Origin of the sequence: Brachybacterium sp. HMSC06H03, assembly GCF_001807385.1 — a bacterium.
Taxonomy (GTDB): Bacteria; Actinomycetota; Actinomycetes; order Actinomycetales; family Dermabacteraceae; genus Brachybacterium; species Brachybacterium conglomeratum.
Genome location: NZ_KV788689.1, coordinates 1 through 12,021 on the forward strand (window position 1 = coordinate 1; position 12,021 = coordinate 12,021).

The window sequence follows — 12,021 nt, forward strand, 5'->3', positions numbered from 1 at the left end:
CGCTCGGCCTCACCGCGGGCCTGGGGTCCTCGGCGCTGACCGCCGCCGGGGCGCTCGCCCTCGTGGTCCTCATCGCCGCCGTGCTCTCCGTGCTCGCCGCCGGCGTGCCCTCCCTCGCCCTGGCCCTCGCGGTCCACGCCGGCCTCGGCGCGCTGATCGTGGTCGCCGGCCACGCGGGGCCGCTGCTGGCCTCCACGCTGCTGGACCGCGCCGGGGCGGAGAGCGGCTCGCGCCGCGCCGCGGGCGGCATCGCGACCGGTCCGCTCGGCGCGCTGCTGCTCGCCTCGGTGCTGATCGGCCTCGGCGCACTCGGCCCCGTCGTCTCCGCACTGCAGCTCGCCCCGCGCGCCGCGACCGTGTGGGAGGACCGGGCCCTGCACCTGGCGACCCCCTCCTCGCTCACCCTGCTCGGCGGCGTCGCCCTCGGCGTGGTGACCGTCCTGCTGATGACCTCCTCGCTCCTGGACGGCGCCCGCCGGCTCGGCGCGAACGCGGTCGTGGAGACCCGCGCGGCGATGCTCGAGGGCCGTGACGGCGCGGAACTGCCCGAGCTGCCCGAGATGGTGCGCCGGGCCGCGCTGACCCCCGTGGTTCTCGCGGTGCTCGCCCCTGTGGTGGCCGGCTTCGGGCTCGGCCCGGCCGCGCTGCCGGGCCTCGTCGTCGGCGTGGTGCTGACCGCGGCGGGCCTGGGGCTGTGGACCCTCGGCTCCGCCTCGACCCTTGCCGGCGCCTCCGCCGTGATCGGCTCCGGCCGCTACGGCGGCCCCGGCTCCTGGGGGCACTCCGGCGCGCTCGGCGGGGCGGTGCTCACCGGCATCCTGCGCTCCGTGATCGGCTCGGTGGCGCTGCCGCTGGCGCTGACCGCCTCGCTGCTCTCCGCGCTCGCGGTGAGCGCCGTGGTGGGGATGAGCACCGACGGCACCAGCGCCTATCTCCGCTGGGGCATCGCCGTCGTCGCGATCATCATCGCGCTGACCTGCTGGGTCATCACCGCCACCGCGCCCGAGGTGGATCTCGAGGACGAGCACGAGGAGCTGTCCCGCCCGCTCTTCTCCCGTACCGCGGAGGAGACCCCGGAGGACTCCCTGGACGCGATGGACTGGGAGGTCGACGAGGAGGACCGCCACGAGGTCACCGTCACCGCCCGGCCCACCCGCAGGAAGCGCAAGGGCAGGGGCTGAGGCGTCGGCGCGCTCAGACGGTCGCGCCGAGCCCCTGCAGCACGAAGCGCTCGAGCGCCTCGCGCGGGTAGCGCTTCGCGGAGGAGCCGACGAGCAGGCCGTTGATGATCCGGACGGTGCCGGTCACGTCGAGGTCGGCGGAGAAGTCGCCCTCCGCGATCCCGGCCTTCACGATCGTGCTGAGCACCTCCTCGATCAGCACCACGTGCTCGCGCATCCGCGCGGCCGCGTCGGGGGTGAGGGCGGCCCGGCCCGCGGCCTGCGGGACGTGGAAGGAGACGGTGAGCTCCAGCTGGGTGCGCACGTAGGCGATGACCGCCTCGCGCGGGGTCGCCGAGTCGCTGACCCCGGCCCGCAACTGGGTGATGTAGTCCGTCGTCTCGTGGATCGCGTACTCGATCAGGAGGGTCTCGCGGTCGGGGAAGTGGTTGTACATCGCGGTGCGGCCCACGCCGGCCGCGGCCGCGATGCGGGAGAAGGTGATGGTCTCGAACTCCTGCGTCTCCAGCAGCTCGGCCAGGGCGGCGAAGATCTTCTCCCGCGTGCGTTCGCGGTGCTCCTCGAGCGACCCTCCGATGATCTTGGGCATGCCGCATTCTTACACTCACCGGGACGTTCGACAGAACCCGTGTGCCGCAGCCCCTTCGCGGCCAGGATCGGAACGCGTCACGCCGCGGCGGGGTGCGAGGCGGGTGAGGGGCGCGGGCATACTCGGATGTGATCCTGGGCCTGACCCCGGACATGACGGAGCCGCGACCTCCGGGGACGGAGATCGCGGCTCTGGTCGCGAGAGCGGGTGACGGGAATCGAACCCGCGCTGTCAGCTTGGGAAGCTGAAGTTCTACCATTGAACTACACCCGCGAAACGGTGCCCGGCCGGTGCAGGAGGCCTGCCGTCCGAGCGAACGGGAGACAGCATACCCCCTCTCCGGAGTGGTCCGCGAACCGGGACGATTCGGGACGAGCTCACGCACAGCGCCGGCGGGGGACTAGTCTGGTCGCCGTGCTGCTGAGCGATCGAGACATCCGGGCCGAGATCGAGGCCGGACGGGTGCGGCTGTCCCCCTTCGACGAGGCGATGATCCAGCCCGCCTCCGTGGACGTGCGGATCGACCGCTTCTTCCGCCTCTTCGACAACCACAAGCATGCCCTGATCGATCCCTCGATCGAGCAGGCGGACCTCACGCGCGAGGTCGCCGTCGATCCCGACGAGGCGTACATGCTGCACCCGGGGGAGTTCGTGCTCGCCTCGACCTACGAGCAGATCACCCTGCCGGGCGACGTCGCCGCCCGGCTGGAGGGCAAGAGCTCGCTGGGCCGGCTGGGGCTGCTGACCCATTCGACCGCCGGGTTCATCGACCCCGGCTTCGACGGGCACATCACCCTGGAGCTGTCGAACATGGCGACCCTCCCGGTGGCGCTGTGGCCCGGCATGAAGATCGGCCAGCTGTGCTTCTTCCGCCTCTCCAGCCCGTCGCAGAACCCCTACGGCAGCGCCGGCAACCTCAACCGCTATCTCGGCCAGCGCGGGCCCACGCCCTCCCGCTCGGCGCAGAACTTCCATCGCACCCGGATCCCCCTCCAGGAGGAGCAGCAGTGACCGAGTCGGTCCGCACCAGCCATCGTCTGCAGCTGCCGCGGGACACCGACCCCGCCGAGGTGCTCACGATGATCCTCAACGTCCGCCCCACCGCCCGGGAGGCCAAGGACGGGGTGATCGAGATCGGGGACGACGTCCGTCTGGTCCCCGACCGGACGCCGCGCGGCGCGGGCCGCTGGACCCTGGAGACCCCGCGGGTGCGCGAGGACCCCGTGCCCGAGGGCATGGTCGACTCCCACGGCTACGGCCGCGCCTTCCCCGAGGGGCTGCCCTTCGGCGTGGAGCGGGAGAGCCTTGACCTGGCCTGGGCGCTCGCACGGCGTCTGTACGGCGCCGTCGTCACCGACGACCACGTGCGCCTCGAGCCGCATCCGTACCACGTGCGGGACCTGACGGTCACGAGCCCTTACGCCCTGGCGCCGGAGTCCCTCGCCCAGCTCCTCGCGCCGCTCGAGCCGGAGGCGGAGCTGGACCGCGCCCCCGAGGAGACCTCCCGCACCGGCTACGGGCTCACCGCGCCGCTGCCCGGCGGCGACGTGATCGAGGTGCGGGTGGGACGCAGCGCCCGCCCCGTCGCCCTCAGCGCCCTCGAATGGCTGGGCGATGCCGTGGACTACCAGCTGGTCCACGTCACCGCGAACCCGGAGGAGGACGCGATCGAGACGCCGGACGCCCCGACCGCGGAGCGCTGGCAGGAGGCGTACCGGCGCATCGGGGTGATCGCCGGGCTGATCGCCGAGAGCGTCGGCGGCTACGTCCTGGACCTCGACGGCCTCCTGGTGGACCCCGCCGACCTCGCCTGATCCCGCTCCGGCGGCTGAACCCGATCGGGGTGTGATCCCGGTCAGGCTGTCGAGGCTCCCGAGCGCGCGGCCGAGGCGGCGCGGCCCGCCGCCCCCAGCCGGATGGGCAGGAACGCCACCAGGCCCAGCGCCATCACGATCACGATCCCGAGGATCCCGGTGCGGGTCTCGCCGGAGAGCGCGACGGTCGCGGCGAAGGCCGCGGTGCCGAGGAACCCGAGCGCCCGGCCCGTCGTCGCGTAGAGGCCGAAGTTCTCCGTCTCCCGGCCCGGGAGCGACAGCCGGGTGAGCAGGTTCCGCGAGGCGGACTGCACGGGTCCGACGAACAGGCAGATCGCCAGGCCCGCGACCCAGAACACGATCGTCGGCTCGAAGGCGAGCACCACCAGGCCCAGCACGATGATGCCGGTGCAGCCGGCGATGATCACGGGGCGGGGGCCGACGCGGTCGTCGACCCTCCCGCCGAGGAACACCCCGACGCCGGCGACGAGGTTCGCGGCGATGCCGAAGACGATGATCTCCACCGCCCCGAAGCCGTAGGCGTTCGCGGCGAGGACGCCCGCGATCGAGAACACGGCGCCGAGCCCGTCGCGGTAGATCGCGGAGGCGACCAGGTACTGGAGCATCACCGGCTCCTCCTTCACCGCCCGGAGCACGCGGCGGATGATCGAGGCGTAGCCCTGCCAGGGGTTCCAGCGCTCGCCGGGCACGGTGGCCGGGTGGCGCGGGGCGCGCAGCATCAGCGGGAGCGTCCCGACCAGGATCCACAGCGCCACGAACAGGGGGATCGCCCGGTAGTTCCAGCCGTCCTCGCCGGTGATGCCGAGCATCCCCGTCCCGGGCATCACGAAGAGCACCAGCACCAGGCCGAGACACACGATCGAGCCCCAGTAGCCGACTGCCCAGGCGGTCCCCGAGACCCGTCCCCGGTTCGCGGGGGTGGAGATCTCCGGCAGCACCGAGTTCACGAACACGCCCGCGAGCTCGCTGAACACGACCGCGAGCGCGATCAGCACCGCCCCGAGGGTGAGGTAGTCGGAGTCGAGCTTCACCAGCGGCATCAGCGCGACGGTCGCCACGGTGGCGAGCGTCGTGATCCGCAGCAGGGCGTTGCGGGCGCCGCCGGAGTCGGCGAGGTTGCCCAGCAGCGGGGCGAGCAGCGCGACGGCGACCGCGCCGATCGACTGCCAGGTGGTCAGCACCTGGGAGCCATGGGCCTGCGCGGTGGTGATCGCCTCCTCGCCGACCGCGCCCTCGGAGGCGACGCCGCTGGCCACGTAGGTGGCGAAGACGAAGGTGAGGATGACGGAGCTGAAGGCGGACATGCCGCCGTCCCACAGCGCGAAGGGGACGACCGGGGGACGGAGCCGTCGGGGCGAGATCATGGCTTCACTCTACGGAGCGCCGAGCCCCGTGCTGCGGGCCCCGCCTGCTGTGAGATCAGCGGAGGCCCAGGAACGAGGCGGCCCCTTCGCGTAGGATGGCACCTGGCCCTTTCCCCGCGCCGGACGGAGATTCCGTGTTCACGATGTTGCTCGCCCACATGGTGGCGGCGCTCGTGGCCCCTCTCCTCGTCCGCTGGATCGGGCGCAGCGCGTTCTACCCCCTGGCCGTGGTGCCCGCCGCCTCCGCCGTGTGGCTGGCGACCTTCGATCCGCGCACCCTCGGGGACGCGCCGGTCGAGGTGTCCGTCCCCTGGATCCCCGCCTTCGGGATCGACCTCGCCTTCCGCCTGGACACCCTCAGCTGGGTGCTCGGCCTGATCGCCACCGGCATCGGGGCGATGGTGCTGCTGTACTGCGCGCGCTACTTCAAGGACTCCGAGCCGGGGCTGGGCCGCTTCGCCGGCGTGCTCACCGCCTTCGCCGGCGCGATGGTGGGTCTGGTCCTGGCCGACGACGTCATGGTGATCTACACCTTCTGGGAGCTCACCACCGTCTTCTCCTATCTGCTGGTGGGTCACTACCAGGACAAGCAGGCCTCTCGCCGTGCGGCGCTGAACGCCCTGATCTCCACCACCGCCGGCGGCCTCGCGATGCTGGTGGGCATGCTGATGGTCGCCGCCGAGGCGGGGACCCTGCGCCTGTCCGAGATCGTCGCGGACCCGATGTGGGCCGATGCCGGCCCCTTCCTGATCACCGCCATGGTGCTCATGCTCGCGGGCGCGACCAGCAAGTCCGCGCTCGTGCCGACCCACTTCTGGCTCCCCGGCGCGATGGCCGCCCCGACCCCGGTCTCCGCCTACCTGCACGCCGCGGCGATGGTAAAGGCGGGTATCTACCTGATCCTCCGCATGGCGCCGGCGCTGACCCACCTCGAGGTGATCACGGTCGTCCTGTCGTTGCTCGGCGCGGCGACGATGCTGCTGGGCGGCTGGCGCGCGCTGCGGCAGACGGACATCAAGCTGCTGCTCGCCTACGGCACCGTCTCCCAGCTCGGCTTCCTCGCCGCGGTCACGGGCCTGGCCACGCACGACGCGGTGCTCGCGGGGCTCGCGATGCTGATCGCCCATGCGCTGTTCAAGGCGCCGCTGTTCATGGTCGTGGGCATCATCGACAAGCGGTTCGGCACCCGCGACCTTCGCATCCTCTCCGGCGTGGGCCGGGTCGCGCCCGTCCTCGCGGTGATCGGCACGCTCTCGGCGGCCTCGATGGCCGCAGTCCCGCCGCTGTACGGCTTCGTCGCGAAGGAGTCGATCTATTCAGCGCTCTGGTACGCGGGCGGCTGGCAGCGCCTGCTCCTGATCGCGCTGGTCGCCGGATCCGTCCTCACCGTCGCCTATTCCTGGCGCTTCGTGCGCGGTGCCTTCGGCCCGGCACCCGGCGCCCCCCGCGTCGCCGCCGTGCGCATCACCCCGCTGTATTTGCTCGCGCCCGCGCTGATCACCGCGGCGTCCCTCGCCCTGATGGTGCTGACCTCGCCGCTGGAGGAAGTGCTGCGCACCTACGCCTCGGTGCTCCCGGAGACGGGGGAGGGGATCCACCTCGTGGTCGTCCCGCACCTCGGCGTACCGCTGCTCGCCTCGGGGATCACCCTCGGCCTCGGCCTCGCCCTGTGCCTGATCCCGCGGCCCGTGGCGCTGCTCCAGAAGGCGGTCTCCCCGCTGACCTGGGCACCCGAGCGGGCGCTCGACGTGTTCGACGCCGAGCGCGGCTTCCGTCGCATCCTGCGCACGGTCGACAAGCTCTCGATCATCATCACGCCCCTGTTCCAGCGGGGCTCGCTGCCCTACACCCTGGGCACGATGCTCGTGGTGCTGCTGGCGCTGGTCGCCCCGGTCGCGCTGACCCAGTCGCCGCTGCCGGACAACCTGGTGCTGTTCCAGCACCCGGTCGAGCTGATCGTCCTGCCCGTCGCGGCGCTCGCCGCGATCGGCGCCGCGCGCTCCCGGCGCCGTCTGCGGGCGGTCTTCCTGATCACCGTCACCGGCTACAGCGTGGCCGTGCTCTTCCTGATCGCGGGCGCGCCCGACGTCGCCACCACGCAGGTGCTGGTCGAGACCGCGATGACCGTCGTCCTCGTGCTCGTGCTGCGCCGCCTGCCGCTGCACTTCTCACGCCGGCCGCTGCGCATCGGCGCCTGGGGCCGGTGGGCGATCGCGATCTCGACCGCGCTCGTGCTGTGCGGCGGCGCCCTGTACGCCGCCGACGCCCGCTACCGGGAGGCCCTCGGCCCGGGCCTGATCGAGCCGGCCTACGAGATCGGCGGCGGCCACAACGTCGTCAACGTGACCCTGGTCGACGCCCGCGTGTGGGACACGATGGGCGAGATCTCCGTGCTGCTCGTGGTCGCCACCGGCGTCGCCTCGCTGATCTTCGTGACCCGGCGCGAGCGGCCCATCGCCCGCGTGCGCGACCTCGACGCCTCGCGCACCTCGATCTGGCGCCGTCGCGCGGACCCGGCCCTGCCGCAGAACGCGCTCGACTTCGATGCGCGCCCCGATGACGTCGCGGGCGGCAACCGCTGGCGCACCTGGCTCTCGGCCGGGCTGACCCTCGCGCCCGAGCGGCGGATGGTGATCCTGGAGGTCATCACCCGCATCGCCTTCCCGATGATGATGATGTTCTCCGCATACCTGCTGATGGCCGGGCACAACCTGCCCGGCGGCGGCTTCGCCGGCGGCCTCGTCGCGGGCCTGGCCCTCGCGGTGCGCTACCTCGCCGGGGGCCGCTACGAGCTCACCGAGGCCGCCCCGGTCCAGGCCGGCTTCGTCCTCGGCGCCGGCATGGCGCTCGCGGTCATCTCCGGCGTGCTGCCCGTCCTCTTCGGCGCCAACGTCTTCTCCCAGGCGACGCCCGTGGTGCACGTGCCGCTTCTGGGCGAGCTGCACTTCCCGACGGCGCTGCTGTTCGACCTCGGGGTGTACCTCGTGGTGGTCGGCGTGATGCTCGACTTCCTGCGCTCCCTCGGCGCCCAGATCGACCAGCAGCAGGAGGCCGATGCCGATGCCCGTTAGCCTCGCCCTCCTCCTGACCGCCGGGGTGCTGATCGCCTGCGGCGTCTATCTCGTGCTCGAGCGCACCCTGACCCGCATCATGCTCGGCTTCGTGCTCGCCGGGAACGGCGTGAACCTGCTGTTCATCGTCGCCGCCGGACCGATCGGGACCCCGCCCTTCGAGGGCAGCGGCGACCCCGAGCAGATGACCGACCCGCTGCCCTTCGCGATGGTGCTCACCGCGATCGTGATCTCGCTGGGCATCACCGCCTTCGGCATGGCGCTCGCGTACCGGGCCTGGCAGCTGTTCGGCCACGACGAGGTCCCCGACGACGTCGAGGACCGGCGCGTGCTGCGCCGTCGCCGGCGCCGCAGCGAGGACGCGGAGCGGCTGCCCTGGTCGCAGGCGCTCAGCGAGGAGGCGCGGCGCGGCGCGCTCGCCCAGTCCCAGGGGCTCGACGACGAGGACGACGACCCGCTGGGCTCGGACCTCACCAGCGCCGAGGACGTCCCCCAGGACGCGACGGAAGCCGACGAGGGCGACGCCGACTCGCTGCGCGAGAGCGCGCGCCGCCGCCGCGAGCACCGCCGCGGGGAGGCCGTGGCGCTGCGCCACGAGATCCGCGACCGCACGAGCGACGAGGAGGACATCTGAGCATGGAGCTCCTCCTCGCCCTGCCCGTGATGCTGCCGCTCGTCGGCGCCGCGATCACGCTGCTGCTGCGCCATCACACCCGGCTGCAGCTCGGCCTCGCGGTGGTCACGCTGCTGGCGATCTTCGCGATCGCGCTGGTGCTGGCCTGGCACGTCACCCAGGAGGGCGTGCTGGTCCTGCAGATCGGCAACTGGACCCCGCAGCTGGGGATCGTGCTGGTCGCGGACCGCCTGACAGCGCTGATGCTGACCGTCTCGAGCTTCGTGACCCTAGCGGTGCTCGTCTACTCGAGCGCGCAGAGCGTGAGCGAGAACGTCGAGCGGACGCCGGTGGCGATCTACCACCCCACCTACCTCACCCTCGTCGCGGGCGTGTCCATGGCGTTCCTCGCCGGGGACCTGTTCAACCTCTACGTCGGCTTCGAGGTGCTGCTGGCCTCGAGCTACGTGCTGCTCACCCTCGGCGGCTCCGCGAGCCGCGTCCGCGCCGCGACCACCTACGTGATCGTCTCCGTGCTCAGCTCGGTGATCTTCCTGTCCGCGATCGCGGCGATCTACGCCGCCGCCGGCACCGTGAACATGGCCGAGCTCGCGGTGCGGCTGGACGGGCTCGAGCCCGGCACCCGCATGATCCTGGAGCTGATGCTGCTGGTCGCCTTCGCGATCAAGGCCGCGATCTTCCCGCTGAGCGCCTGGCTGCCCGACTCGTACCCGACCGCGCCCGCACCGGTCACCGCGGTCTTCGCGGGACTGCTCACGAAGGTCGGCATCTACGCGATCCTGCGCCTGGAGACGTTGCTGTTCCCCTTCTCGCAGATCTCCAACCTGCTGCTGGCCGCGGCCGGGCTGAGCCTGTTCATCGGGATCCTGGGCGCCGTCGCGCAGACGGACCTCAAGCGCGTGCTGTCCTTCACGCTGGTCTCCCACATGGGCTACATGCTGTTCGGCATCGGCATGGTCACCCAGCTCGGGATGGCGGCGACGATCTACTACGTCGCCCACCACATCACCGTGCAGTCCACGCTGTTCCTCGCCGCCGGGCTGATCGAGCACCGCGGAGGGACCACCAACCTCATCCGGCTCGGCGGACTCCAGAAGCTCGCCCCGCTCATCGCGGTGCTCTTCTTCATCCCCGCCATGAACCTCGCCGGCATCCCGCCGTTCTCCGGCTTCATCGGCAAGGTCGGCCTGATCGAGGCCGGCATCGCCTATGACAACACCGCCGGGTGGATCCTCATCACCGTCAGCGTCATCACCAGCCTGCTGACCCTCTACGCGATCGCGAAGATCTGGAACCGCGCCTTCTGGCAGGAGCCGAGCGAGGAGATCATCGCCCGGGACGTGCCGATGCCGAAGGTGATGACCGGCGCGACCACCGCCATGATCGCCTTCTCCCTGGCGCTGACCGTCTTCGCGGGCCCGCTGATGAACTACGCCGACGAGGCCGCGCACTCGGTCCTGCAGCGCACCCCCTACGTGGGTGCGGTGCTCGGTGACGAGGCGGCCGGGGACCTGCGCTACCGGATCGACGACCAGGGCCAGCGGATCGAGGACGGCGTGACCGCGGAGGTGGACGGATGATCTCGCGACGGATCCGCGACCTGCGCCACTCCTGGCTGTGGGTCCTCACGGCCGTGGCCCTGTGGTGCCTGCTGTGGGGCGGGATCGACCTGAAGAACGTGCTCGGCGGCGCCCTGGTGGCCGTGCTCGTCTTCGTGCTCTTCCCGATGCCGCCCACCGGCCACGAGCTGACCCTGCGCCCGGTGCGCTTCACCCTCTTCGTGCTGCGCTTCCTGACGGACTGCGCGATCTCGGCGGTGCAGGTGGGCTGGTTCGCGGTGCGTCCCGGCCCGCAGCCCCCGAGCTCCGTCATCGCGGTGCAGATGGCCTCCCGCTCGGACTTCTTCCTGACCTTCACGGGCGTGCTGTGCACCCTGATCCCGGGATCGGTGGTGGTCGAGGCACAGCGCGCCACCGGCACCCTGTTCCTGCACACCTTCAATGCGGGCACCCCGGAGGCCGTGGAGAAGGCCCGCGCGAGCGTGCGGGCGCAGGAGCAGCGCCTGCTGTGGGCCGTCGGCCGCCGCGAGATCCTCGAGGAGGCGGGACTGCGATGAGCGCCATCGACGTCGCCCTGGTGGTCTACGCCGTGATCCTCGGCCTCGCCGGCCTCGCGATCGTGTACCGCATGATCGTAGGCCCCACCATCCTGGACCGTGCGCTCTCGAGCGACTCCCTGGTCACCCTCGTGGTGATGGGCCTGGCGCTGCACGTGGCGCACTCCGGCGCGGCCTGGGCGGGGACCGCGATGCTGAGCCTGACCGGGCTCGCATTCATCGGCACCGTGACCTTCGCGCGCTTCGTCGCGCGGGAGGACCCGATGCAGGGCCGGCGCCGCCCCCATCCCCAGGAGCCCGACGCGGACACCGGCCCGCACGAGGCGATCCACCTCGAGACCGACTCCGCCTCCGAGGACGGCTTCGGCGGCGAGGACGGGGCCGGCGACGGGGCCGGGTTCGGTCGAGAGGCCGGCACCGCCTCCGAGGACGGCGCCCTCGTGCCCGAAGACGAGCACGCCCGCGTGCTCGGGGCGGCGGACCCGGCGGAGGAGGCCGACGACACCTCCGAGGAGGGCTTCGGCCTCGACGGCACGACGGACGGCTCCGACACGGGCGACCGGGGCTTCGAGGACGACGACCGGCTCGCGGACGGTCCGACGGGAGGTGCACGATGAGCGCGGTCGAGATCATCGCAACGGTGCTGATCGGCGCCGGACTCCTGCTGGGCGTCCTCTCCGCGATCGGGCTGAACCGCTTCGACGGGGTGCTGATGCGCATCCACGCAGCCTCCAAGCCGCAGGTGCTCGGCCTGATCCTGGTCTTCGCCGGGGCGTCGCTGGCCGCGCGGTCGTGGAGCATCGCGGCGTTCCTGCTGGTCGTGCTGCTCGCGCAGATGCTCACCGTCCCCGTCGCGAGCGTGATGGTGGGGCGCGCCGCCTTCCGCCGCGGCTTCGTGCGCGGCGGCGACTACGCGATCGACGAGCTCAGCGAGCGGCTCGCCACCCCGTCCGACGACGATGACGACGAGGACGGCTTCGTCGACGAGCCGGACGACGACCACGAGGACCTGCACGGTGGCGGCCATGAGCTGTTCCCCGAGAACGTCGTCACGGACACCGTCGAGCCCCTCACCGGACGGAACTGGGAGGAGCCGGAGGGCGGCGCCGCGGACGTCGAGGACGAGGACGGGCTGGACATCGACCTCGACGACGAGACCGAGCTCGAGGCCGGGGAGGTCGCCGAGCGCGACGAGCGGCGCTGACCGGCGACACCGACGACGACGCCCTTG

Annotated in this window: 10 protein-coding genes, 1 tRNA gene and 1 pseudogene; 9 read left to right on the top strand and 3 right to left on the bottom strand. The window is 72.1% G+C overall.

The annotated features are described in order from the left end of the window. A pseudogene (locus tag HMPREF3159_RS03190) lies at positions 1-1,181 on the top strand (pyrophosphatase); the annotation flags it as partial. A 13-nt stretch (positions 1,182-1,194) separates the two neighbouring features. On the opposite strand, the gene HMPREF3159_RS03195 reads toward HMPREF3159_RS03190, so the two are convergent. Then, on the bottom strand, positions 1,195-1,770 hold the full coding sequence (locus HMPREF3159_RS03195) for a TetR/AcrR family transcriptional regulator (RefSeq protein WP_070499640.1): 576 nt from the start codon (positions 1,768-1,770) through the stop codon (positions 1,195-1,197). A 202-nt stretch (positions 1,771-1,972) separates the two neighbouring features. Next, a tRNA-Gly gene (locus tag HMPREF3159_RS03200) sits at positions 1,973-2,043 on the bottom strand. A gap of 141 nt (positions 2,044-2,184) precedes the next feature. Here HMPREF3159_RS03200 and dcd point away from each other — a divergent pair. Together dcd and HMPREF3159_RS03210 are read left to right on the top strand one after the other, a co-directional pair. Then, positions 2,185-2,781, top strand: a complete 597-nt coding sequence (gene dcd / locus HMPREF3159_RS03205; protein WP_010550549.1) for a dCTP deaminase — start codon at positions 2,185-2,187, stop codon at positions 2,779-2,781. Next, on the top strand, positions 2,778-3,584 hold the full coding sequence (locus HMPREF3159_RS03210) for a hypothetical protein (RefSeq protein ID WP_070499641.1): 807 nt from the start codon (positions 2,778-2,780) through the stop codon (positions 3,582-3,584). Before dcd ends, HMPREF3159_RS03210 begins: the two co-directional genes overlap by 4 nt. 41 nt (positions 3,585-3,625) lie before the next feature. On the opposite strand, the gene HMPREF3159_RS03215 is transcribed toward HMPREF3159_RS03210, so the two are convergent. After that, on the bottom strand, positions 3,626-4,969 hold the full coding sequence (locus HMPREF3159_RS03215; protein WP_070499642.1) for an MFS transporter: 1,344 nt from the start codon (positions 4,967-4,969) through the stop codon (positions 3,626-3,628). Positions 4,970-5,112: 143 nt separating this feature from the next. Here HMPREF3159_RS03215 and HMPREF3159_RS03220 point away from each other — a divergent pair, with 143 nt between their 5' ends. The 6 genes from HMPREF3159_RS03220 to HMPREF3159_RS03245 are packed head-to-tail and all read left to right on the top strand — an operon-like array spanning position 5,113 to position 11,994. Then, entirely contained in the window at positions 5,113-8,040 is a 2,928-nt protein-coding gene (locus HMPREF3159_RS03220; protein ID WP_070499750.1) for a Na+/H+ antiporter subunit A, read from the top strand. After that, entirely contained in the window at positions 8,024-8,674 is a 651-nt protein-coding gene (locus HMPREF3159_RS03225; RefSeq protein ID WP_070499643.1) for a Na(+)/H(+) antiporter subunit C, read from the top strand. Before HMPREF3159_RS03220 ends, HMPREF3159_RS03225 begins: the two co-directional genes overlap by 17 nt. Before the next feature lie 2 nt (positions 8,675-8,676). Then, positions 8,677-10,254 carry a Na+/H+ antiporter subunit D gene (locus tag HMPREF3159_RS03230; protein WP_070499644.1) on the top strand — a complete coding sequence of 526 codons (1,578 nt, stop codon included), beginning with the start codon at positions 8,677-8,679 and terminating at the stop codon, positions 10,252-10,254. Then, the gene (locus HMPREF3159_RS03235; protein WP_070499645.1) at positions 10,251-10,790 is read left to right on the top strand and encodes a Na+/H+ antiporter subunit E; all 540 of its coding nucleotides are present in this window, start codon (positions 10,251-10,253) and stop codon (positions 10,788-10,790) included. The genes HMPREF3159_RS03230 and HMPREF3159_RS03235 overlap by 4 nt, the downstream gene beginning before the upstream one ends. Continuing rightward, positions 10,787-11,407 (top strand): MrpF/PhaF family protein, encoded by a 621-nt coding sequence (locus tag HMPREF3159_RS17325; RefSeq protein WP_070499646.1) that lies wholly within the window; start codon positions 10,787-10,789, stop codon positions 11,405-11,407. The genes HMPREF3159_RS03235 and HMPREF3159_RS17325 overlap by 4 nt, the downstream gene beginning before the upstream one ends. Beyond that, entirely contained in the window at positions 11,404-11,994 is a 591-nt protein-coding gene (locus HMPREF3159_RS03245) for a cation:proton antiporter (RefSeq protein ID WP_070499647.1), read from the top strand. The genes HMPREF3159_RS17325 and HMPREF3159_RS03245 overlap by 4 nt, the downstream gene beginning before the upstream one ends. Positions 11,995-12,021 lie beyond the last annotated feature (27 nt).

Bases quoted from the DNA above. Each gene is read 5' to 3' on its own strand.
- HMPREF3159_RS03220 (WP_070499750.1), top strand. From the start codon at position 5,113: ATGTTGCTCGCCCACATGGTGGCGGCGCTCGTGGCCCCTCTCCTCGTC.
- HMPREF3159_RS03225 (WP_070499643.1), top strand. From the start codon at position 8,024: ATGCCGATGCCCGTTAGCCTCGCCCTCCTCCTGACCGCCGGGGTGCTG.
- HMPREF3159_RS03245 (WP_070499647.1), top strand. From the start codon at position 11,404: ATGAGCGCGGTCGAGATCATCGCAACGGTGCTGATCGGCGCCGGACTC.
- HMPREF3159_RS17325 (WP_070499646.1), top strand. From the start codon at position 10,787: ATGAGCGCCATCGACGTCGCCCTGGTGGTCTACGCCGTGATCCTCGGC.
- HMPREF3159_RS03230 (WP_070499644.1), top strand. From the start codon at position 8,677: ATGGAGCTCCTCCTCGCCCTGCCCGTGATGCTGCCGCTCGTCGGCGCC.
- HMPREF3159_RS03215 (WP_070499642.1), bottom strand. From the start codon at position 4,969: ATGATCTCGCCCCGACGGCTCCGTCCCCCGGTCGTCCCCTTCGCGCTG.
- HMPREF3159_RS03195 (WP_070499640.1), bottom strand. From the start codon at position 1,770: ATGCCCAAGATCATCGGAGGGTCGCTCGAGGAGCACCGCGAACGCACG.
- HMPREF3159_RS03235 (WP_070499645.1), top strand. From the start codon at position 10,251: ATGATCTCGCGACGGATCCGCGACCTGCGCCACTCCTGGCTGTGGGTC.